21 protein-coding genes are annotated in these 22890 nt (G+C 61.1%); 2 read left to right on the top strand and 19 right to left on the bottom strand.

Going from position 1 to position 22890, the window contains the following annotated elements:
• Window positions 1–19 precede the first annotated feature (19 nt).
• From SSPSH_RS12005 to SSPSH_RS11935, 15 genes are all read right to left on the bottom strand, one after another.
• Window positions 20–931, bottom strand: a complete 912-nt coding sequence (locus SSPSH_RS12005; RefSeq protein ID WP_021031748.1) for a quinoprotein dehydrogenase-associated putative ABC transporter substrate-binding protein — start codon at window positions 929–931, stop codon at window positions 20–22.
• On the bottom strand, window positions 928–1824 hold the full coding sequence (locus SSPSH_RS12000) for a quinoprotein dehydrogenase-associated SoxYZ-like carrier (RefSeq protein WP_021031747.1): 897 nt from the start codon (window positions 1822–1824) through the stop codon (window positions 928–930). The genes SSPSH_RS12005 and SSPSH_RS12000 overlap by 4 nt, the downstream gene beginning before the upstream one ends.
• Window positions 1815–2753 (bottom strand): quinoprotein relay system zinc metallohydrolase 2, encoded by a 939-nt coding sequence (locus SSPSH_RS11995; RefSeq protein WP_006914649.1) that lies wholly within the window; start codon window positions 2751–2753, stop codon window positions 1815–1817. Before SSPSH_RS11995 ends, SSPSH_RS12000 begins: the two co-directional genes overlap by 10 nt.
• 9 nt (window positions 2754–2762) lie before the next feature.
• Window positions 2763–3362 carry a c-type cytochrome gene (locus SSPSH_RS11990; RefSeq protein WP_021031746.1) on the bottom strand — a complete coding sequence of 200 codons (600 nt, stop codon included), beginning with the start codon at window positions 3360–3362 and terminating at the stop codon, window positions 2763–2765.
• A 113-nt stretch (window positions 3363–3475) separates the two neighbouring features.
• Window positions 3476–5344 carry a methanol/ethanol family PQQ-dependent dehydrogenase gene (locus SSPSH_RS11985; RefSeq protein WP_420852599.1) on the bottom strand — a complete coding sequence of 623 codons (1869 nt, stop codon included), beginning with the start codon at window positions 5342–5344 and terminating at the stop codon, window positions 3476–3478.
• A 538-nt stretch (window positions 5345–5882) separates the two neighbouring features.
• A complete protein-coding gene (locus tag SSPSH_RS11980) occupies window positions 5883–6257 on the bottom strand; it encodes a hypothetical protein (RefSeq protein WP_006914646.1) in 375 nt (124 codons plus the stop codon).
• Between the two features lie 397 nt (window positions 6258–6654).
• Window positions 6655–7320, bottom strand: coding sequence for a response regulator transcription factor (locus tag SSPSH_RS18005; RefSeq protein ID WP_006914645.1), 666 nt, complete (start codon window positions 7318–7320; stop codon window positions 6655–6657).
• A gap of 162 nt (window positions 7321–7482) precedes the next feature.
• Entirely contained in the window at window positions 7483–9693 is a 2211-nt protein-coding gene (locus SSPSH_RS11970) for a xanthine dehydrogenase family protein molybdopterin-binding subunit (RefSeq protein WP_152522811.1), read from the bottom strand.
• A 31-nt stretch (window positions 9694–9724) separates the two neighbouring features.
• The gene (locus SSPSH_RS11965) at window positions 9725–10708 is read right to left on the bottom strand and encodes an FAD binding domain-containing protein (RefSeq protein WP_006914642.1); all 984 of its coding nucleotides are present in this window, start codon (window positions 10706–10708) and stop codon (window positions 9725–9727) included.
• 11 nt (window positions 10709–10719) lie between these two features.
• Window positions 10720–11379 (bottom strand): (2Fe-2S)-binding protein, encoded by a 660-nt coding sequence (locus SSPSH_RS11960; protein ID WP_006914641.1) that lies wholly within the window; start codon window positions 11377–11379, stop codon window positions 10720–10722.
• 91 nt (window positions 11380–11470) lie between these two features.
• Window positions 11471–12124 (bottom strand): nucleotidyltransferase family protein, encoded by a 654-nt coding sequence (locus tag SSPSH_RS11955; protein WP_006914640.1) that lies wholly within the window; start codon window positions 12122–12124, stop codon window positions 11471–11473.
• Window positions 12121–13149, bottom strand: a complete 1029-nt coding sequence (locus SSPSH_RS11950) for an XdhC family protein (protein ID WP_152522808.1) — start codon at window positions 13147–13149, stop codon at window positions 12121–12123. Before SSPSH_RS11950 ends, SSPSH_RS11955 begins: the two co-directional genes overlap by 4 nt.
• A gap of 150 nt (window positions 13150–13299) precedes the next feature.
• Entirely contained in the window at window positions 13300–14241 is a 942-nt protein-coding gene (gene cbbX, locus SSPSH_RS11945) for a CbbX protein (protein WP_006914638.1), read from the bottom strand.
• A gap of 80 nt (window positions 14242–14321) precedes the next feature.
• Window positions 14322–14744 carry a ribulose bisphosphate carboxylase small subunit gene (locus SSPSH_RS11940; protein WP_006914637.1) on the bottom strand — a complete coding sequence of 141 codons (423 nt, stop codon included), beginning with the start codon at window positions 14742–14744 and terminating at the stop codon, window positions 14322–14324.
• Window positions 14745–14807: 63 nt separating this feature from the next.
• The gene (locus SSPSH_RS11935) at window positions 14808–16259 is read right to left on the bottom strand and encodes a ribulose-bisphosphate carboxylase large subunit (RefSeq protein ID WP_006914636.1); all 1452 of its coding nucleotides are present in this window, start codon (window positions 16257–16259) and stop codon (window positions 14808–14810) included.
• A gap of 166 nt (window positions 16260–16425) precedes the next feature.
• On the opposite strand from SSPSH_RS11935, the gene SSPSH_RS11930 reads away from it, so the two are divergent.
• On the top strand, window positions 16426–17367 hold the full coding sequence (locus tag SSPSH_RS11930) for a LysR family transcriptional regulator (protein WP_040608095.1): 942 nt from the start codon (window positions 16426–16428) through the stop codon (window positions 17365–17367).
• A 3-nt stretch (window positions 17368–17370) separates the two neighbouring features.
• Here the strand turns inward: SSPSH_RS11930 and SSPSH_RS11925 are convergent, their stop codons facing one another.
• The 3 genes from SSPSH_RS11925 to tkt form a co-directional block, all read right to left on the bottom strand.
• Entirely contained in the window at window positions 17371–18252 is an 882-nt protein-coding gene (locus SSPSH_RS11925; RefSeq protein WP_006914634.1) for a phosphoribulokinase, read from the bottom strand.
• Window positions 18253–18317: 65 nt separating this feature from the next.
• On the bottom strand, window positions 18318–19346 hold the full coding sequence (locus SSPSH_RS11920; RefSeq protein WP_006914633.1) for a class I fructose-bisphosphate aldolase: 1029 nt from the start codon (window positions 19344–19346) through the stop codon (window positions 18318–18320).
• 30 nt (window positions 19347–19376) lie between these two features.
• The gene (gene tkt, locus SSPSH_RS11915; RefSeq protein WP_006914632.1) at window positions 19377–21446 is read right to left on the bottom strand and encodes a transketolase; all 2070 of its coding nucleotides are present in this window, start codon (window positions 21444–21446) and stop codon (window positions 19377–19379) included.
• A gap of 233 nt (window positions 21447–21679) precedes the next feature.
• On the opposite strand from tkt, the gene SSPSH_RS11910 reads away from it, so the two are divergent.
• On the top strand, window positions 21680–21922 hold the full coding sequence (locus SSPSH_RS11910; RefSeq protein WP_152522806.1) for a hypothetical protein: 243 nt from the start codon (window positions 21680–21682) through the stop codon (window positions 21920–21922).
• A gap of 105 nt (window positions 21923–22027) precedes the next feature.
• Here SSPSH_RS11910 and SSPSH_RS18000 read toward each other — a convergent pair whose 3' ends face one another.
• Window positions 22028–22699: a class I SAM-dependent methyltransferase gene (locus SSPSH_RS18000; protein ID WP_006914630.1), complete on the bottom strand. Its 672-nt coding sequence runs from the start codon at window positions 22697–22699 to the stop codon at window positions 22028–22030.
• Window positions 22700–22890 lie beyond the last annotated feature (191 nt).

The raw sequence follows: 22890 nt of genomic DNA, 5'->3' as shown, positions 1-22890 counted from the left end.
GCGAGGGCTTGGATAGCGCTCAATCATCGTCGTCTTCCTGTACCTGACGATCGGCTTCGCGCAACGGTACGCGCGGCACACCGTAGTCGTCGAGGATGGCGTTGATCGCGTCCTGGTTGTCGTCGATAAGCCGTTGTACGGTCTCGAGCCATGCATCGTTGCCGTAGCGCACCCCCATCGATACAGGAAAGTCGAACATCGGGCCGTCATCGCGCGAAAACGGGACGACCGCGATATCCGGGCTTTCGATCTGCTTGGCGTAGTACCCCGCGATCGGGCCCCAAACCACGGCGATATCGATATCGCCGCCCACCAGGTCTTTCGTGACCATATCCGCAGGATTGCTGTCATAGCCGCCGGATTGCGCGCGATAGCTCACGATCTGGCCGATCATTCCGTTCTGGATGACCCAGTCACCCGCCGGCGATCCGGTGAAAACACCGATGCGCAGGTCGTTCTTCTTGGCCTCGGGCAAAGCCAGCAGATCGGCAGGTTTCTTGATCGTGTCCAGGCCGTGGCCTTTGGTATAGGCCAGCGCATAGGTCGAGCGATAGTAAGGCAGGGTGGTCTTGCCGACTTCAAAAGCGCTGCCAACGCTGATGATCAGGTCGCAGGCGTAGCGATTCTTTTCGGGTAGCCAGCGCTTGAGCGTATTCCGGCCAAAGCCCATCTGTTCGGCCATCCAGGTGTATTCCACCGGCACGCCCAGCTTTTCGCCGAACAAGGCCGCAATACGGTTTTCGAAGCCTTCCCGCTTGTCGTTGGAAAACGGCATGTTGCTGGGGTCGGCACATACTCTTAATGCGTCGGCCGCGGGGTTTTCGACCTGGCGATCGCGCTGAGCCATTGCCGGCAGGGCAACACATAGCCCGAGTGCCGCAAAGAGCGCGAAACCGCCGAGGTGTTGTGAGAGTCGAGTACTTGCCATCATGAAGTCGTTCCGTCGTCTGTCGTCTTGTCGCCGGTCCCAGTGGCGGCCGGCCAGGTTTGTTCGAATTCGTTGTCTTTGTTGTCATGCACGTGGGCATGGAGATCGCCCTCGGCATGGTCTGCCACATTGAACTGCAAGCTGGGATTGGCGCTTAAAGAGAATGTCATGGTCGAATCGAGGACCAGGGCATCGCCTTTACGGATCGTTATCGCGTCCACGAAATGCGCGGGTTCCACCAAGCGGGTCAGTTGATCCATCTGCAGCCCGGTGATGTTGGGATGGCGAATCATGAGTTGGGTACGCGTGGTGTCCGTGTCGTCCACACGTACCCGACGCAAGCGCATCTGACCCATGTTTTCGCGCGCCGCGTCGAGGTCCCGACCGATCGGTGCAGAACAGCCACCGCTAGCTTTGACATAGCGCTTGACCATATACAGCCGGCCGTCGTCGGTTTCCGCGAGCGCCCGCATGTAGGTGTAGGAATTGACCCGTACACGCATGGCGATCGTTGCCGAACGCGCTGCAGGGCCAAACTCGAACGCCGCCGACATCGGTACCGGGTTGTTGTCTATTACCAACCATATTCTCCGAATCGCTGGCGCATCAGAACCAGCGCGCAGGTCGGTGATGGTGATAGGCACCACGGCAGGATCTTCGGCACGATAGGGTGCATCGAGCGTAACTACCGTCTCACCATCGGCGATCGCTCGATCGCCGAAATGCTGGGTACGCAGACTTTTCCATGCTGCCTCGTCCTGGTCGCGTCGTTGTACGTCGGCAACGGCCGAACTCATGAAAACGATAAACACCGATATCGCGACAAGCGCATTACGGTTCCATCCGAGCACGTGGTTTCCGTTCGAGCGAAAGCGGTTCCAAGCGTTCATTGCCATTCCAGCTCCGTATAGGCGGCGGTGACATTACGCACGTGATAGTCGTCGAACAGCAGCCATTCATCCCGCTGTTCACGCGCTGCATGCGCGCTCGTGTAGTTGAGGTCATAGCCGTCAGCGATAGCCTGCTGCACATCGCGGCGTATCGTTTTCAGATAGCGTTTTTCCGGCATAAGCATTGCCGACAGACGTTGGCCGACCGGCCCATGGCCGGGAACGACGTGCGCGACATCACGGGAGCGCGCGTCCAGCGAATCCAGTACGCCGATCCAACCGGTCAGGCTGGCGTCGATTGCCGGTACGCGATCGACGAATAGCAGATCGCCGGTAAACAGGGTACGGCTGCTTTCGTCGAATACCGTGAGATCGTTGTCGGTATGGCCGGTCGGCCACACGTTGAGTAGCAACGTCCGGTCACCGAGATCCAACGCCGTCGTCTTTTTGATTACCCGGTCCGGCATCACCAGCCAATCGACACTCGTTTCAACGCCGAGCACTTGTTGAGCGCGTTCGAGATACGTTGCACCTCGCGCGGCCAGCCCGGGCGCGAAGCCCGCGGCTGCGATGAAACGCGCTTGCGTGTCCACGAAAGCGCTGTTACCAAGTGCGTGATCGGGATGCATATGTGTATTGATGACGTAGCAAACCGGTGCGGTGGTCAATTCGTCGATCGTTCGACGTAGCGCATGTCCCACCGACGGACTACCGCCGGTATCGATCACAGCGACGCATTTGTTGCCGACCACGAAACCGAGGTTGGCGATATCACCTCGGTTCTGCCCATCCGCCTCTTCTTGCAGGCCTTCATGCACGAATACACCATCGGCTATACGCGCCACCTGCAACGGGGCAGCACTGCTGTCGGCGAACGCGACGGCGCTGTTGAGCAAGACAACCGCAACGGAGACACCGTAGAGCCGAGATCGCATGCGGGCGAATCAGCTTTTGTCGTCCATTTGCTGGGGCCGGCCGGCTGGCAATTCGCCATCCGAGCGTGCCTTTAGAAACGCCCAGATCTGTTGAACATGGTTCATCACATCTTCGTTATTCGCCCAGGCCGGCATAACGCTGTATTGACCCGTGGTCGAGTCGAGGCGGGTGACACCCCCTGCAACAGCCGCCGTGAATCGGCCTTGATCCATGCCCTTGAGACGCTGCACGAGACTCGGCGCGAATGTGCTGCCTTCCGCGTTCTGTGCATGACACTGTGAACAGTGGCTGCCGAATTTCTCGTAGCCCACCATGACATCTTCGCTGACCTTGCATTTTCCATCGGCGCATTCGACCTTGTAAGGCTTGCCATCGGCGCCCGTGTTCGCAGCGGCTTGCTTCGAGTCGGTCTCCTTGCTCGAATCGGACGTGTTTTCAGCTGCAGATTTATCGCTGCTCTGACTATCGCCCGACGGATTGTATTCGGCGCCCATATTGCTGTAATCGTTAACAATCGGTGCGTCGTCGGCCGCAAGGACGGTCGAGCTCAACGACCATGTGGCGAGCGCGACTAGCGTCACTGCGATCGTCTGACGAGTGGGGGTCATAAAAATCTCCTCGGTTTCACATTCGGCCGTATTCAAATCGGCCAATAAAAAGCCCGTATTCGTCGAGCAGGAAGCGCAACGAATACGGGCCGGTTACGTCATACCAATTCGCTTTACTTGGACGCGACTTTTTCGCTGGTATGCGCTTTCTTGGCGACGGAATCGGGCAGGGTGAACACGGTCAGAACACCACCCAGCTGGGTATAGTTCTTGAGGTCCTTGTAACCACCCACTGCACCGAGGCCAGCATTCGGGTCGGTCAGACCGGCAGCCATGCCGATACCCGCCCAGCCACCAATACCCGAAAGCACGCCGACATACTGCTTGCCATCGTATTTCCAGGTGTTGACGTTGCCGATGATGCCCGACGGGGTCTTGAAGCTATAGAGCTCCTTGCCGGTCTTGGCATCGATCGCCTTCAGATAGCCTTCGAGAGTGCCATAGAACACCACATCGCCGGCGGTGGCCAGGGCGCCACTCCATACCGAGAAGCGTTCCGGTACCGACCACTTGATCTCGCCGGTGGTCGCATCGAAAGCGATGAAGGTGCCCATGCGCTTGCCTTCGAACTCTTTCGTCGGGTTCACGATGTCCTGCGGGCCCGGATACATCGCAACGGTCGAGCCGACATAGGGCTGGCCGGCGGTGTAGTCGACCTTCGACGGCTCATAGTCCATGCAGACGTGGTTGGTCGGCACGTAGAACAGCCCCGTCTTCGGCGAGTAGGACGCGGGCTGCTGGTCCTTCGAGCCGAGCGCGGCCGGGCAGATGCCGGTGACGTTCTGATCGACTTTGCCGTCGGTGGAATATTCATCCACCAGCTTCGGACGACCGGTCTTCATGTCGATCCCGCTTGCCCAGTTGACGGCCGGATCGTACTTCTTGGCGACGAGCAGTTCGCCGGTCGCCCGATCCTGGGTATAGGCGAAGCCGTTGCGGTCGAAGTGCACGACCAGCTTGCGGTCCTTGCCATCGATTTTCTGGTCGACCAGAATTTTTTCGTTGACGCCGTCGTAATCCCACTCGTCGTGCGGCGTCATCTGATAAAGCCATTTGGCCTCACCGGTGTCCGGATCGCGGGCGAAGATGGTCATGGAATACTTGTTATCACCCGGGCGTTGCGTCGGGTTCCAGGTGCCCGGGTTGCCGGTACCGTAGTAGAGCAGGTCGAGCTCCGGATCGTAGGTCATCCAGCCCCAGGTCGTACCACCGCCGATCTTCCACTGATCGCCTCCCCAGCTCTTCAGGCTGGTATCCGCGCCAACAGGCTTTTGAGTGACCGCGTTCATCGTCTTTTTCGGATCGATGAGCATGGTGTCGTCCGGACCGGTGCTATACGCACGCCAGGCCATCTTGCCGTCGGACACGTTGTAGGCCGTCAGATGGCCGCGCACACCGAACTCGCCGCCGGAAATACCGGTATAGACCTTGTCCTTGATCACGATCGGGGCATTGGTCGCGCTTTCGCCCTTGGTCGGATCGCCGTTAACCGACTTCCATTCGACCTTGCCGGTCTTCTGGTCCAGTGCGACCAGCGTGGTATCCGCCTGCTGGAGGAATATCTTGCCGTCGCCGTAGGCCAGGCCACGGTTGACGGTATCGCAACACATGATCGGAATGACTTGCGGATTCTGTGTGGGCTCGTATTTCCACTTAATCGCGTGCGTTTCCAGATCGAGCGCAAAGACCTTGTTCGGGAAAGGCGTCGAGATATACATCGTATCGCCGATCACCAGCGGGCCACCTTCATGGCCGCGCAGGACGCCGGTCGAGAACGTCCATGCCGGGGACAGCTGCCCCGCGTTTTCAGCGTTGATCTGATCGAGTTCGCTATAGCGCTGACCGTTGTACTGGCCGCTCCACATGGTCCAGTTGCTCGGGTCCTTTTGCAGCTGGACCAGATCAGTGGACTGCGACGTGTTGTCTTGTTTGCTTGAATCGCTGTTCTGGCTGTCAGCATTATCGTTTTGGGCAAAAACGATACCGGACCCCATCAGCGAGGAAACGGCTATAGCAGCCGTAGCCAAGCGAAGAGCCCCCTTGGCGGGTTGTAATTTCACGACGTTTCTCCTCCGTCACGTAATTTGGTAGGCGTCGGCCATTGTTGTTATGCAGGGATGGCCAGCCGGATCGGGGCACTACGAACGAGGCGTCCGATCCTTCCCCTCACGGTTTCGATAGCACGCGCTACGTCGAGCGTCAACGGGCCAAACGACCCTTGATCGGAATTTGCAAGTTCCGTTTTTCCCAACCTCGAATAGCGGGAAGTTGTCCCAAACCGGCTGAGCGGCCGCGCAGCAAGCACAGCTGAAACAAACCGCCGGATCGTGCGGTTGTATGCGCCTTACACAAAAGTCTTATGCCAGTGCACTCGAATTCTTGGGGCGGACGAATTGCCACCCCAACAAAACTCGCCTGTAGCGCGCTGCGACGCAGCATAAATACGCGGATTTTGAGGCTTTTCTCGAACGGAAAGTGCGGTGCAACACACCCAAGGAGTCAGAGCCCGCACGGCAGTCGTTATTGCTGTGCGTCGCTATCAATCAGGCACTGATCGTCAGCTTCGGACTTGAGCTTGGCCAGCTGACTACGACTGTCACGCGCAATACTGCCCTCTCGCAGCACCTCGGGGCGTTCACCCGCGGCGTTCTGCCCACGCTGATAGGTATCGAGCGTGACATAGTCGTCGTAGGGCAGTTGGTCGGCGATATAGTCGATGCTGCAAGAGCATTTATAGAGCGTGTCGTAATTCTCGCCGCCCAACCGATTCATACAGTCGTAGACATACTCGACGCGGGCCTGGGTCGGGTAATCATGGGCCGGGGTTTTTGCCGCGAATGCCGACACGGGCAGGCATAGACTGCCAGCCACGAGCAGTGGCAGGGTATATTTCATCGCTCTCCTCCATCGTATTTTGTTGTATAGGCGCAAGCTTACACTGCACCGAGAGGGTCGGAGCGCGCAAACCCTACAATGAAGCGGCCGTACAAGTGTGCCAGGCCGTTTTCGGCCTGTAGAGAGTACATCTCAGCGCCTGGAATGAGATGCGCGACGCGCGGCTGGCAGCCGAGCGCGGTTTGCAGCTCGTTTCACTAGGCTTTTAGGCGCTGCTTACGGCTGTCCTCAATTCGAGTCGGCGTAAAAGCAGCTGACTCTGCCGGTTGTTTTCCGCCGTCGCGCGTCAACGCCGGCGTGCGCCCGGCCTTGGTTCAGAAAAGGCGTCGGTGCCATCGGCGACCGGCTATGGACCTATACCGGCACGTAGCCTATTAGCCGGCCAGCTTCATAGCGCTCAGATCGCGTCACTCAAGCGATAGCCCACGCCGCGAACGGTACGGATCAATGATTCGCCGCCCACCTCGGCCAACAGTTGACGCAGTCGGTGTACGTGGCCGCGCAGCGCGGCTTCCGAAGCGGGCCGAGCTTCCGGCCATACGGCGTTTTCGATTGTTTCTCTGAGCACGATATCGGGGTGCGCCTGTACCAGAAGCTCCAGAATGCGGTAGCTGGTTGGCGCCAGTGGAACCGTCTCGCCGGCACAGTGCGCAGCGCTGCGATCCGGATCGAGCTGCAGGGCGGCACTACCCGCGGATTTGAGCCGGCGCCGTTTGTAGTGCACAGCGGACTCGAGTCGTGCATATAGATCCGGCAATTCATTCGAGGCGAGCACGCAATTTTCGACATCCGCGATCGGCTCGCGCGGGACGCGTTCGTTACCGGCAAGCACGATGATCGGCGGCCCTGCGCCCAGCCCCGCGCGTAGCCGCGTGCACAGGCCATCGCTATCCACCCGCGGCGGGTCAGGATCGAGAATAACGGCATCGTAGCGATGCGCATCACACAGACGAATCGCCAAAGCGCCGTCCGAAGCAAAGTCCGGATCGTCGCCCTGGCGGCTCAGGTAATCGCCGATATCGATCGCGCGGCGATCGTCGGATTCGATGATCAATACGTCCATCGTCACGTTTTGCCTTATTCATACCCTGCAGCGATGGGTCTGAGACATCGTTTTGGCACAAAGGTTTAACGCGAGGGACGAATAAAATTTTCAGCTCGGGCGCGCGCGACCGTCCATACAAAAAGGGCGGCCGCAGCCGCCCTCAACCAAGCACCGAATTTGCTAGGCGCTCATCAGCTCTTCAAGGCGGATCGGCAACTCGCGGATGCGTTTGCCGGTGGCGTGATGAACCGCGTTGGCCACCGCGGCGGCCATACCGGTGATACCAATTTCGCCAATACCGCGCGCCCCGAATTCGTTGAACGCATAGTCCGGATGATCGAGCAGGATCACATCGACGGAATCCGGCTGGTCGGCATGAACCGGCACCAGATATTCCGCATAGTTGTTGTTCACCGGCAGGCCCGAGCCTTCGTCGTACTCGGTGGCTTCGAACAGCGCCATACCGATGCCCATGGCGATCGCGCCTTCGACCTGATTCGCCGAGGTCTTTTCGTTGATGATCTGGCCGACGTCGATCGCGCTCACCACCCGCGACACCCGTAGGCGCGAAATGCCCGGGTCCCAGCGCACCTCGACGAAGTGGGCTCCGAACGAGCGGAACGAATATTCGCCTTGCGGCGCGCCGGGCGTATGCGCTTCGCCATCGGCATTGGCGAGTTTGAGCTGGCTGAGCACATCGGTGTAGGCGACCGATTTGCCGTCACCATCGACGAGCTTGCCGTCGTCGAAGCTCAGGTCGTCCGACTTCGCCCCCGCAAAGGCACCGCCGTCGCTGATGGCGTAGCTTTTCAGTGCGTCAATCGCCGATCGCGTGGCCTCTGCGATTGCCGGCAGCGTTGTCGCCGTTGCCCAGGACCCGCCGGAAACCGGTCCGCTCGGATAGCTGGAGTCGCCCAGCTCCACCTCGATCTTGTCCAGCGGTATGCCAGTAATCGCCGAGACAGCTTGGGCCACGATCGTATACGTGCCGGTACCGATGTCCTGGGTTGCACAGGAGGCGTACGCCGTGCCGTCGGCACGGAGCGAAACCCGGGCGTCGCAGTTCATCTTCAGCGCTTCCCAGTTGCACGCTGCCATACCCCAGCCGAGAATCTCGTCGCCATCGCCCATCGAGCCGATCTCGGCATTGCGCTTCGACCAGCCGAACTTTTCGGCACCTTTGTCGAAGGCTTCCATGAGATGGATGCTGGAGAAGGGCAGATCCATGCTCTGGTCGCGCTCGGTGTAGTTGGCCTTGCGGAACTCGAGCGGATCCATGTTCAGCTTTTCGGCCATTTCATCCATGGCCGATTCGAGCGCGAAAAGCCCCGGTGCAGCGCCCGGCGCACGCATGGAGGTCGGCGTGCCGTGATTGGCACCGATGGTCGCATGGCTCACGCGCAGGTTTTCACAGTCGTACAGGCTTTTCGTACAGCTGCCTGTGGTTTCGACGTAGGTATCGACCATCGAGGTGGTATTGACCGAATCGTGGGTTAACGCTGTGAGCTTGCCGTTGTCGTCTGCGCCAATACGAATCTGTTGCTGGGTCGGCGGGCGGTGGCCCGTGGTCGTGAACATCTGCTGGCGTGGCACCACCAGTTGGACCGGGCGGCCGACTTCGCGTGCCGCAGCAGCTGCGGCAATCGCATGCGGCCACAGCCAGAGCTTGCTGCCGAAGCCGGAGCCGATGAACGGCGAGCGGACTTCGACCCGCTCCGGTGGCAAACCAAAGACCTTGGCCATCACATTGCGCGCGAAGATCACGCCCTGCGACGACTCATAAAGCACGAGATCGCCGTTCTCCCAATTGGCCACACTCGCGTGCATTTCCATCGGGTTATGGGTTTCCATCGGCGTGACATAGGTCACGTCGATCTGGTTTGCCGAGGACTCGAACGCGCTGTCGGGGTTGCCGCGGCTATGGCCGCTGGAATCCGCAGTCTTCGGCTTGTCGCCGCGCTCGAGCGCCTGACTCAGGGTGGCGATGGGCTCGGCATCGGCGCTGTAGGCGACTTTCACCGCATAGGCCGCAGCACGGGCGTTCGCGAACGTATCGGCAACGACGAGCGCAACGAACTGGCCCGGGTAGTACACCTTGCCATCCTCGAACGGCAGGCGTGTTTCATCAACTTTGTTTTCCTGTGCAAAGCTGCTGGGCGTGCGATACAGGCTGGGGAAATGATCGTGATGGAAGATATCGATCACCCCCGGCATCTGCTTGGCCTTGGAGAGATCGATATTGTCGATCGTACCGCTGGCCACGGTACTGAAAACGCCGTAGGCATACGCCATGTTCGGCAGGTGATGATCCGCCGCATACATGGCCTGCCCGCTGAGCTTTTGCGGGCCATCGATACGCGGCTTGGACGCGCCGATGATCTTGGCTTGAATCTTGTCAGTCATGGTTGTTTGTCCTCTGCCCTCAGGCCGCGGTGGCGTTGGTGAGACTGCGTACGACAGCCTGCTGTCCCAGCGGAATCTTGAACGCGTTGTGTTCGTAGGGCGTAGCGCCCTTGAAAGCGATCTCGGCGGCTTTCTTGAAGCTTGCCTCGGTCGCGGGCTGGCCGATGAGCGCCTGCTCGGCCTCGCGTGCGCGCCAGGGCTTGGTGCCGACACCGCCCATGGCGATCCGGGCATCACGAATGGTGTTGCCATCGGTCGCGATAATCACGCCGCTGGAGGCCAGGGCGAACTGGTAGGACGCGCGGTCGCGCAGTTTGAGATAGGTCGAGCGGCTACCCTTGATCGGCGCATCCAGCACCACGTGAGTAATCAATTCGTCGGCTTCCAGCGCATGCTCCTTTTCCGGCGAGTCGCCCGGCAGCAGATGGAAGTCGAGGAAATCGATCTCGCGCTCGCCGTTCGGCCCGCTCACCAGCACGGTTGCGCCGATCGCTGCCATGGCTACGCACATATCGGACGGATGGCTGGCAATGCACTTGTCGCTGGTGCCCAGCACGGCGTGCACGCTGCGGTTGTGCCCGCCGATCGCCGCACAGCCCGAACCGGGTTCACGTTTGTTGCAGGCCGATACGCCGTCGCGAAAATACGGACAACGCACTCGCTGCATGACGTTGCCGCCAGTTGTCGCCTTATTGCGAAGCGATGTCGAAGCGCCGGATAGCAATGCTTCGGAAAGCACCGCGTACTGGTCGACGACCTTGGGGTGGTAGGCGAGATCGGTATTGGACACCATCGCGCCGATCTTGAGCCGGCCGTCGTCGAGTTCTTCGACGTCGTAGAGCGGCAGCCCGTTTACGTCGACGACGCGCTCGGGCTGCATGATGTCGATCTTAACCAGGTCGAGCAGGGTGGTACCGCCGGCAACGAACGACGACGGCTGGCCCGCGTGGGCCGACACTGCAGCATTCACGCTATCGGCTTTCTGATATTCGAAATTTCGCATCGAAACGTCTCCTAGACCTTGCCGCGCGTGGATTGAACCGCCGAAAGGATGTTCTTGTACGCACCGCAGCGGCAGATATTGCCGCTCATGGCTTCACGTACGGCATCATCGCTGTCGCCAATATGCGAACTGCCCAGCACATAGGTTGCGGTCATCATCTGGCCCGCCGTGCAGTAACCGCACTGGTAGGCATCTTCATCGAGGAAAGCCTGCTGGATCGGGTGCAGCTCGCCGTCTTTGGACAGCCCTTCGACGGTCGTGATCTCGTCGCCGTCGTGCATCACGGCCAGGCTCAGACAGGAATTGACGACGGTGCCGTTGACATGCACGTTGCAGGCGCCGCATTGGCCGTGGTCACAGCCTTTCTTGGTGCCTGTGAGCTGTAGTTCGTCGCGGATCGCATCGAGAAGAATCACATTGGGGGCGACGTCGATCTGCTTCATCTGGCCGTTGATCGTGAACGATACACGCGTCTTGCCGGCGGCGGGCGCATCGGCAGTTGTCGGCGTGGGGGCGTCGCCTTCGTCGGCAAACGCCTGGCCAATGCCCGCGCCGGACGTTGCCGCGGCTATGCTGGACATACCGACCGTCTTCATGAAGCGACGGCGCGATGCCGAATGTTTGGGTTCGCCAGCGTTGCTGGCGGCACCGCGGGTGTCACGGTTGTTCATGGATTTCTCCGTTTTTTGGGCAACGCTCGGCGCGTCGCTCGGTGGAATGCTTTTGTTTTATTGTCTGGACTGAACGGTAATACCGATACTCCTACACCATAAACGATGACGAAATGGTGCCGGTTTGGTTTTGGCTATGACCGCGATTGAAAGAACGTTCGGCACGACGAGCCGCGGCCGGGGTATCGACATCGCGCAAACAGCCCGCGGGGGCGTCGAGTACACGAAAACGCGTCGCGGGTACCTGGTCGAGAATGGCTTTGGCGCCGCGATCGCCGTCGAGGCGGGCGAGATCGGGGAACAACCGTCGCGAAACGATCACGGGGTGGCCGGGTCGGCCAGCACACACCGGTCGAACGTAGTCCAGACCCGGCCGCCAAAGACGACAGAGTCTTGAAATCGTGCGTTTTTCGATACCGGGCATATCGCCCAGCATGATCAGAGCGGCATCGCAGCGTGTCGGCAACGCGCCCAGCCCGCAGCGCAGGCTTTCTGCCATACCGCTGCGGTAGTTCGGATTATGAACCCAGCGATACCGGCGAGATCCGGTTGCTTGCGCCTGCACCGCCCGACGTACGCGTTGGCGTTCTCGCCCGGTAACGACAATGACAGGCCGGACCGGTTGGTCATCGAGCACAGCCACGCTGCGTGCGATAACGGTTCGGCCGGCCAGCCACGCCAGCAGTTTGGAGTCATGGCCATAGCGCGTCGACGCACCGCCGGCCAGCACGATCGCGCCGATCACGCCGTGGCTGCGCTCACGCGGGCACGCAGAGCGACAAGCTCTGCAAGCACCGATAGCGCAATTTCGCGCGGCTCGCGGGCGTTGATCGACAGCCCGGCCGGCGTATGCAGTCGCTGCAACGCTTCAACAGAAAAACCCGCGGCACGAAGGCGTTCAATTCGGTCCGCTGCCTTGCTGCGGCTTCCCAAAGCGCCGACCGCGAATGCGGGTGACGCCAAACCTTTCGCAAGCGCTGAATGGTCGTCGTCGATGTCATGCGTCAGCGTGTAAAGCGCAGTGTAGGCGTCTAATGTAAGCGCCTCCAGTGCGCGTGCGAGCGGCCGCGTATCGTAATGCGCAAGTGTGGAATTCGGCGGCGGGGCAGGCGGGCCGTACGGCCGCAGCAACAAGACGTCATAACCGAAAGTCGGCGCAAGCTGTGCCAATGCGAGCGTGACCGGGTCGCCGCCGGCAATAACCAGTCGCGGCGTCGGCAGGTAACGTTGATGGAATATGCGATGGCTGGCCTCGTTGTGTGCCGGGCCATAGCGATGCGTGCCGCTTTCGAGATCGATCGCTACATCGAGAGGCTGACGCCGCTCACGCGCTTCGCCCCAGTGCGCGACATACTCGCCCACATCGTCGATCGCGCGAACGAAGATGCCAATACGCCCGCCACAGGTCAGCTGCACGTCCAGCACCGGGCTACCCGCGCCATAATCGAGCATGGCCGGCGTGCCTGTTTTCAATACCTCAAGCGCCTGAGCCGCGACCGCGCCTTCCACGCAGCCGCCGGATACATAGCCCGCGACTTCACCGTGTTCGTTGATCGCCATTTCGCTGCCGAGCGGGCGCGGTGACGAGCCGACGATGCTTACCAGCGTAGCGAGTGCAACGCGATGGCCGTTTGCATGCCACGCCGCAACGACGGGATAGAGATCATCGACCAGGCCATAGATCGGCCAGGCGGGCCATTCCGCGCGCGGTGGCGGCGCCGAATTCTTATTCCGCCGGCGATCGGTAAACGAAGTAAGCGTATCTGTCATGTGCACCGACATTAGCGGCTTCGACCGATGCCCGCCACCACAGCCGCGCGTGCACGCCACATTGGCAGTGTTTGACCTGGATCCGAAGCCGGGAAATATTTATCGAAATAAGGTCGCACACAACACAATACAAGACGAGAACGGTAGCGATTAATCGCTGCTTCGGCTTTCGACCGGGAGGCCGAATACCCGGCTGGCAAGGACATCCTCGGCCTCGATCGTCATCAGCTGTTTTTTGGTGACCGCGCCGCCGGCTTTGAACAACCGCGCTGCCTGGCGTAAGCGCAATCGATCGAGTGCGTTGCGAATCGACCGGGCATTGGCAAAGTACGGCTGGCGCATGCGCCGATCGATATAGTCCTCGAACGCCATCTGTGCATCGTCGCTGAACACGTAATGCTGCTCTGCAAGCATTAGCTCGCTGATTGAGCAGAGCTCACCCACGTCGTAGTCCGGAAAGTCGACGTGATGGGCGATCCTTGAGCGAAACCCCGGATTGGATTCAAAGAACCGGTCCATTCGATCCTTGTAGCCGGCAAGAATCACAACCAGATCATCGCGCTGGTTTTCCATGACTTGTAGCAGTATTTCGATCGATTCCTGGCCGTAGTCGCGCTCGTTTTCGGGCCGATACAAATAATAGGCCTCGTCGATGAACAGCACGCCGCCCATCGCGCGCTTGATGACTTCCTTGGTCTTGGGCGCGGTATGGCCGATGTACTGGCCCACCAGATCGTCACGCGTCACCGACACCAGATGGCCTTCGCGCACATACTCGAGCTTGTGCAGGATCTGGGCCATGCGTTCGGCGACCGTGGTCTTGCCGGTGCCGGGATTGCCGGTGAAGCACATATGCAGGGTCGGCGTGTCCGAGGCGAGATCGAACTGGCGGCGCACATGATCGACCAGCAGTAGGGCGGCGATCTCGCGAATCCGCGTCTTCACCGGGGTCAGGCCCACCAGGTCGCGATCCAACTGGTCGAAGACTTCCTGGATCTGGGATTCTTCGAACACCGCGTCGAGATCCACGCGCGCGTCGTCGGCCAGCGGCTCGGTCTTGTTGCGATCGGTGGTGTCTTCTGCGCTACTCATGGCCGCCTCCTGTTACGTCTGGCGATCGGGATAGGCGCGCGCCCGTCCTGCGCTGGCAGATCGGACGCGCGCCGGTTCGACTAACGCTGGTATCGCTGTCCCGCCGGGCGATCGGTGGCGTAGCTGTGAATGGTGTAGCGGACTTTGCGGCCTTCCCATTCCTGGCGCGTGACCTGGAAGCCGGGCTCTTCCGGCGGCCGATTGACGATGAACGACAGCCGCGGCGTTTCCCATTGATGGGTGCTGTCGAAGGCAGTGAGCCGGATGTAGTGGTTGGGGAATGTCTTGCGGGCTTCTTCCAGGTCCATCATCAGCCCGGCCGGGTCTTTCAGGTCGAACATGGGCTGGCCGTACATCTCCCAGTAGGTGTTGCGCGGGTGCGGATCGTCGGTGTATTCGAGGTTCACCGCCCAGCCGTTGTCGAGACAGTATTTGACCTGTTTCTTGATCTGTTCGTCGGTGAGATCGGGCAGGAAAGAAAACGTGCCTTGAGTGAGTCGCATGGCGATATCTCCTGATTCGGGTCGGGCTGCCGGAAAGCACTTGTTCTGTCGCGCGATGCGCGGTCAGGCAGAGGCGGTGGCGGTTGGCACGAAGTCTGGGGTGTCGGTCGAGGTGTAGTCGAAGGTGATGTCCTTCCAGGTATCCAGGGCGTGCTGCAGCGGTTTGCAGTCCTTCGCCGCCTTGTTGAGGATGTCCGGCCCTTCGGCGAGATAGTCGCGGCCTTCGTTGCGGGCCATGATCATTGCCTCCAGCGCCACGCGATTGGCGGTCGCGCCGGCCTGGATGCCGTCCGGGTGGCCGATGGTGCCGCCGCCGAACTGCAGCACGCAGTCCTCGCCGAGGTAGTGCAGCAGCTGGTGCATCTGGCCGGCATGGATGCCGCCGGAGGCCACTGGCATGCACTTGTTCAGGCCCGCCCAGTCCTGGTCGAAGAAGATGCCGTGCTCCAGGTTCTGTTCGTTGTAGGGCTGGCGCAGCACGTCGTAGAAACCCGCGATCTGGTTCGGGTCGCCCTCGAGCTTGCCGACCACCGTGCCGGCATGGATATGGTCGACGCCGGCCATGCGCATCCATTTCGAGATCACGCGGAAGGACACGCCGTGCATCTTCTGCCGTGTGTAGGTGGAATGCCCGGCGCGATGCAGGTGCAGGATCATGTCGTTCTTGCGCGCCCAGTTGGACATCGATTGGATCGCGGTATAGCCGATCACCAGGTCGATCATCACGATCGACGAACCCAGGTCCTTGGCGAACTCGGCGCGTTCGTACATATCCTCCATGGTCGCGGCGGTCACGTTCATGTAGTGACCCTTGACCTCGCCGGTAGCCGCGCTGGCCTTGTTCACCGCTTCCATCACATAGAGAAAACGATCGCGCCAGTGCATGAACGGCTGGGAGTTGATGTTCTCGTCGTCCTTGACGAAATCCAGCCCGCCCTTGAGCGCTTCATAGACCACGCGGCCGTAGTTGCGCCCGGATAGCCCGAGCTTGGGCTTGGTGGTGGCGCCGAGCAGGGGGCGCCCGAACTTGTCCAGGCGTTCGCGCTCCACCACGATCCCGGTCGGCGGGCCCTTGAAGGTGGTCATATAGGCCGTGGGAATGCGCATGTCCTCGAGGCGTAGCGCCTTGACCGCCTTGAAGCCGAACACGTTGCCGATGATCGAGGCCGTGAGGTTGGCGATCGAGCCCGGCTCGAACAGCTGCAGATCGTAGGCGATGAAGGCGAAATACTGATCTTCGCTGCCGGGCACTGGGTCCACCCGGTAGGCCTTGGCGCGGTATTTCTCGCAGGCGGTCAGCCGGTCGGTCCAGACCACGGTCCAGGTGGCGGTCGAAGACTCGCCGGCCACTGCGGCCGCGGCTTCTTCCGGGTCCACGCCCGGCTGCGGCGTGATCCGGAACAGGGCGATGATGTCGGTATCGATGGGCTGATAGTCCGGCTCCCAGTAACCCATTTTCTTGTAGGGAATCACGCCGGCTTCGTAGCGCTTGTTGTGCTGGATTGTGTCTGCCATGTCGATTCTCCGCGTTGGCATCTGACGGTGTTCTCGCGACAGGGCCAGACTAGGTCTCGGCATTGATAAATAAAAGTAAATAGTTATTATTGTTTGGATAAGAAAATATAGCGTCTGGACGATGCTCTGGAACGGCCGCGAAGACGGCGCGAAAACGGTGCGGCGAATGAACATTACCCTGCGTCAACTCAAGGTTTTCGAGGCCGTGGCCCGGCATGCGAGCTATACCCGGGCGGCAGAGGAACTACACCTCACCCAGCCGGCAGTCTCGATCCAGGTGAAAAGCCTCGAAGAGGTGCTGGGGCTGGCGCTGTTCGAGCAGTTCGGCAAGCAGATCTATCTGACCACGGCAGGCGAGGAGATCCTGCGCTACAGCCGCGGGATCGCGGCCCAGATCGACGAGATCGGCGATGTCGTCGCGCGCCTGAAAGGCGTGTCGCGCGGCAGCCTGCATCTGGCCGTTGCCACGACCGCGAACTATTTCATCACCCATCTGCTGGCCGCGTTTCATCGCGAGTTTCCGGAAGTCGCGATCAATCTGTCGGTCACCAACCGTCAGGCGCTGCTCAAGCAGTTGGCCGAAAACCGTATCGATATGGTGGTGATGGGCGAACCGCCGGCCGAGCAGGGGCTGGCCGGCACGGCGTTCATGGAAAACCCGCTGGTGGTGATCGCCGCGCCGGGCCATCCGCTCTCGTCACGCCGGCGCATTCCCTTGAAAACGATCGCCAAGGAACCGTTCGTCGTGCGCGAGGAGGGCTCCGGCACGCGTGCGGCCATGACGCGTTTCGCGCGCAGGCACCAGATCGCGATCACGCCGGCGATGGTCATGACCAGCAACGAGGCGATCAAGCAGGCGGTTAGCGCCGGTCTCGGGCTGGGGCTGGTGTCGGCCCATACCCTGGAACTGGATCTCTATGCCGAACGGCTGCAGATTCTCGACGTCGCGCATTTCCCGATCACCCGGGAATGGTATGTCGTCAATCGTGAAGGCAAGCGGCTATCGCCGGCCGCGCAGGCGTTCAAGCAGTTCCTGATCGACAATGCGGACACGGTCTGGCCGACGGCTACCAAGGCCGCAGGCGCGATCACGGGCGCGAGCGGCTGAACGCTAGCGGTAGCGGACCACGCCGGTGGTGACCATCGACTCGATCAGCGGCTGCATGATGATCTCTATGGCGAACGCCATCTTGCCGCCCGGCACCACCAGCGTATTGCGCCGGGACATGAAGGAATCGTGGATCATCGACAGCAGATACTGGAAATCCACGTTGATCTTCTTCGGATCGCGAAAACGGATCACGATCAGGCTTTCATCCAGCGCCGGAATATAGCGGCTGATGAACGGGTTCGAGGTGTCCACGGTGGGCACGCGCTGAAAGTTGATATGCGTGCGCGAGAACTGCGGCGTGATGTAGTGCACATAATCGTGCATGCGGCGCAGGATGGTATCCATTACTGCTTCGGTACTGTAGCCGCGAGCCAGCTTGTCGCGGTGCAGTTTCTGGATCCATTCCAGGTTGATGATCGGCACCACGCCGACCAGCAGATCCACATGCTTCGCCACGTCGACCTCCTCGGTGGTCACACCGCCGTGCAGTCCTTCGTAGAAGAGCAGGTCACAGCCTTCGGGCACCTCTTCCCAGGGCGTGAAGGTGCCGGGTTCCTGGCCCCAGGGCTCGGCTTCCTCTTCGTTGTGCAGATAATGACGCCGCTGGCCGCCGCCGGTTTCACCATGTACCCGAAACAGCTCCTCGAGCTTGTCGAAATGGTTCGCCTCCGGCCCGAAATGGCTGAACGGGCGACGCGCCTCCTCGGCGAGCTGCACCTGGCGCTTCATCTCGGTGCGTTCGAATTTGTGAAAGCAGTCGCCTTCCACAGTCGCGGCCCGAAAGCCGTCGCGCCGAAAAATATGTTCCATGGCTTCGCGCACGGTCGAGGTGCCGGCACCCGACGATCCGGTGACGGCGAATACGGGATGCTTGATCGACATGGGGCTCCTCCCGTTGGGGCAATCGCACTATCGCTTGTTGTTGCTTTTTGTGGCGGCGGGGCGGTTCAGGCGACCTGTCGTTCCTGAGACGGATCGTACTCCCCCTGTGCCGCGGCGCGATTGCAGCGGGCCCGGTGCAGCAGCGCCTGCTGGGCTGGGCCGGTATTGGCGTTATCGCCACGCCAGGTATCCAGCGCGGGCTGCTGCAATGCCCGGGCATAGGAAAAGGTCAGCCGCCAAGGGGCGGCGCCGGCATCCTGTTTGTTCATCGCGTCTAGATGCGCAGTCGCGTCTTCGTTGCTCTGGCCACCGGAGAGAAACGCGATGCCCGGCACGGCGGCCGGCACGCTCGCATACAGACAGCGCAGGGTGGCTGCCGCGACTTCGCCCACGTCGGCCTGGCGGGCAGCGTTCTTGCCCGGTAGCACCATGCTGGATTTCAGGATCAGGCCCGGAAGATGCACGTTCTGGTCGCGCAGTTCGGCGAACAGCCGGGTGAGTGTTTCCTCGGTGACTTCGTAGCAGCGATCGATCGTGTGATCGCCGTCGAGCAAGACCTCCGGTTCGACGACCGGCACGATTGCGGCTTCCTGGCAAAGCGCGGCATAGCGCGCCAGGGCATGGGCATTGGCGCGATAGCAGGCACGGCTCGGAATGCCGTCGCCGATGGTGATCACGGCCCGCCACTTGGCAAAGCGCGCACCCATTGCATGATATTCGGCCAGGCGCTCACGCAGCCCGTCGAGGCCTTCCGTGACTTTCTCGCCGGGATGGCCGGCCAGGTCCTTGGCCCCGGTATCCACCTTGATGCCGGGCAGGATGCCGTTATCGTTCATCATCTGCGGGAACGGCATGCCGTCGGCCATTTTCATGCGCAGCGTCTCGTCATAGAGAATCGCGCCGCTGATGTTCTCGCCCAGGCCCGGGGCCGAGAGCAGCAGGGCCCGGTAGTCCCGGCGATTGTCCTCGCTGTTCTCGATGCCGTAATCGGCGAATCGCTTGCCGCAGGTGGGCGTGCTTTCGTCGATCGCGAGCAGGCCCTTGCCGTTGGCAAGCATGCGCTGGGCGATGTCCTCGAGTGTGGCTGTGTCCATGATCGTGTCCTCGCGTTCGTCGTGTTCGTGTCAGGCGGTTTCGGGCTCGCCGATGAGTTCGAGCAGGGCATTGGCCAGATGCGCTTCGGTGAGACCGAAATGGCGGTAGACATCGGCCGCCGGCGCGGACTCGCCGAAACGATCCACGCCGAGCACGCGCCCCCGCGGGCCGACGTAATAACGCCACAGCGCGCTTACCCCGGCCTCGATCGCCACGCGCGCCTCGATATGCGCCGGCAGTACGGATTCGCGATAGGCCGCATCCTGGGTTTCGAACAGATCGAGACAGGGCATCGAGACCACGCGGATCGCCCGGCCTTCGGCCGCCAGCGTCTTGGCGGTGGCTACTGCAATCGCCACTTCCGAGCCGGTCGCGATAATCAACGCCTCCGGTGTCTGCGGCGGTTCGTGCAACACATAGCCGCCACGGCGTATGTTCTCGACGCCGGGCACGTCGCGCTCCAGATGGGGCAGATCCTGGCGCGACAGCGCCAATGCGCTCGGCCCCTCGGCGCGCTCGATCGCCGCCATCCAGGCCGCGACGGTTTCCACATCGTCGGCGGGGCGCCAGACATGCAGGTTCGGAATCAGCCGCAGGCTGGATAGATGCTCGACCGATTGATGGGTCGGGCCGTCTTCGCCCAGCCCGATCGAGTCGTGGGTATAGACCAGTATCTGGCGCGTGCCCATGAGTGCAGCCATGCGTACCGCGTTGCGGGCATAGTCCGAAAACGTCAGAAACGTCGCGGTGAACGGGATATAGCCGCCGTGCAGAGCCAGACCGTTGGCGATTGCGGTCATGCCGAACTCGCGCACGCCGTAATGCAGATAGTTGCCGCGATAGGCGGGCTTGCCGACGGCCGTATGGCCGTTCCAGTCGGTACCGTTCGAGCCGGACAGATCGGCCGAGCCGCCGAACAGTTCCGGCAGGCGCGGCGCGAAGAATTCGATCATCGCCTTCGACGATTTGCGCGTCGCGGTATCGCTGCCTTCGGTCTGCACGTGGTGCAGATGCCGCATCATGTGCTTGGACCAGTCGGCGGGCAGGTCGCCGGCCTGGCGGCGCATGAACTCCGCGGCCAGTTCGGGATGAGCGGCGGCATAACGCTCGTAGCGCTGCTGCCATTCGCCCTCCAACGCAGCACCCGCGGCGCGTTTATCCCAGGCCGCATAGACATTATCGGGAATCGCGAATGGCGTGGTATCGGCCCAGCCGATCTGGGCGCGCGTGGCCGCGATTTCCTCGTCACCCAGGGCCGCGCCGTGTACGCCCTCGGTGCCTTGTTTGTTCGGCGCGCCCCAACCGATGATCGTCTTGCAGCAGATCAGGGTGGGGCGCTGGCGGTCTTCGCGGGCGGTGGCTATTGCCTGCGCAATGGCCTCGGCGTTGTGGCCGTCGATGTCGGGCACGACCTGCCAGCCGTAGGCTTCGAAGCGCTGGGCGGTGTCGTCGCTGAACCAGCCGGCGACTTCGCCGTCGATCGAGATACCGTTGTCGTCGTAGAAGACCACGAGCTTGCCCAGGCCCAGATGACCGGCCAGCGAACAGGCCTCGTGGGAGATGCCTTCCATCAGGCAGCCATCGCCGGCCAGACACCAGGTCCAGTGGTCGACGATGTTCTCGCCGTCGCGATTGAACTCGGCGGCGAGCGTCGCTTCGGCCAGCGCCATGCCCACCGCATTCGCAAGCCCCTGGCCGAGCGGCCCGGTAGTGGTTTCGACACCCGGCGTGAGCCTGTATTCCGGGTGTCCCGGCGTCCGGGAATGCAGCTGACGGAACTGGCGCAGCTGTTCGAGCGGCAGGTCGTAGCCGGTCAGATGGAGCAGGGCATATTGCAGCATACAGCCATGACCGTTGGAAACGACCAGCCGGTCACGATCCGGCCAGCCGGGATTGGACGGGTTGCACCGCATGAAATCGTTGGCCAGCACCTCGGCGATGTCGGCCATGCCCATCGGCATGCCGGGGTGGCCGGAATTAGCCTGTTGCACCGCGTCCATGGCGAGAATACGAATCGCGTTGGCGAGCGTGCGCCGGTCGGGCCGATCGCGATCGGTCGCGGCGGGCACGGCGTTGGCAAGCGGATCGCTTGAGTCCATGGATTAACCCTCCTGCTGGGCCGGCGGCAGGCACGGCGCGCATCGCAAACACGAGCGTCTTCTTCGGGCGCTCTTTTTCAGCGCCAATATGAGACAGGCCCGAAATAAGCAAAAATAAATCTTTATTGGCTTTCGAATAAGCCAATCTAATGGCCGCGGCCGGCAGCGCCAGCAAAGACGTACAGGTCCGCGTGTCTGCTAGGTTCGATCCGGCCTGTGCTAGGCTTTGCGCCATGATCGTTCGAAACCGCCGATTGCAGCGGCTGATTGCCGTGCTGCTCGTAACGCTCGTGGCCGTGAGTGCCCAGGCGTGGGCGAGCCATGTCGACTGGCCGGTGCCGGGTGAGGGCGATCATGCCCATGTCGAGTTCTCGGCCTTCGACGACGACGCCTCGCCAATGGTGATGCCGGTTGCTCTAAATGACCCTCTAAGGTACGCATCTCAGTCGGGAACGTTGGATCGTGGGTTGGGGTAAATTTTGTAATGCTGGCATCAGCAATCGTTTAACGGGGCTGCCGTTACTCGCTACGAATATTTAGGTGCGCAGATGATCGTGTGCCAACGCGCGCACCAACCCTGCCTAGCTGGCGCTAGATATGTGCCTAGGCTTCGGTTGCCAGCCGGAACAGACATAGGCCGCCCCCCAGTAGAGGCTTTCGCATTCGAATTGCGTAAAGTGTCGCTTGATCGCCTCAGCGGGTCGCCGGTGAACAATATCGGAGGTTACGCCCGCCGGACGATTGAAGAAAACACCCAGTTGCCCGAGCCATTTCGGCCACCGATCGGGCCATTGCAGTTCGAAGTTAGCAATACGTCCATGCGCCGGGAGCCCGGTAGCTATACACTCGATCAGGGTTTCGTAGCTGGCGACCGTTGAGAGCGCGAGCGTAGCCAATACCGCGTCTGCGTCATGGATCCGGTAGGTCGTCATGTCGGCCGCGACAAGCTCAACATTTAGCCAGCCCGCTCGTTCGACTCGCCGTCTGGCGACGCTTAGCATTTCAGGCGTCAGGTCTACGCCAATGATACGCCCGCGGGGACCCACCTTTTCCTGAAGGTGCTTGAAATTTAGACCCGTACCACACCCTAGATCCACCACTGTCTCGCCGGCTAGTAAGTGGAGGCGGGATACAGCCTGTCTACGGTAATGGTCGATTCGAAGACCGAACGCGCGATAGAACCACAGTCCACCGTCATAGAAAGGTGCCAAGCGAGCATAGCGTTGTCGAAATTCTTCTTTATTAAGAGCCATTGTAATGCGCCTCCTTCTGATACGTAGTGTGGTTCATAAAGCCGCAGTAACTTAGTCCGCCTAGGGTATTCGTCGCAGCTAGCAATCCAGCTAAACGGCCCGCGGAACGCAGCACACGTGTCGAAGGGCGTATTACAACGGTAGATGTTTGGCTCGCATTATCAGTTCTGGGAGTGCACCATTCGTTCTGT

The organism is Salinisphaera shabanensis E1L3A (assembly GCF_000215955.2).
In the GTDB taxonomy this organism is placed as follows: domain Bacteria; phylum Pseudomonadota; class Gammaproteobacteria; order Nevskiales; family Salinisphaeraceae; genus Salinisphaera; species Salinisphaera shabanensis.
Note: the sequence above shows the minus strand (reverse complement) of the source record. Positions and strands in the feature narration are given on the sequence as shown.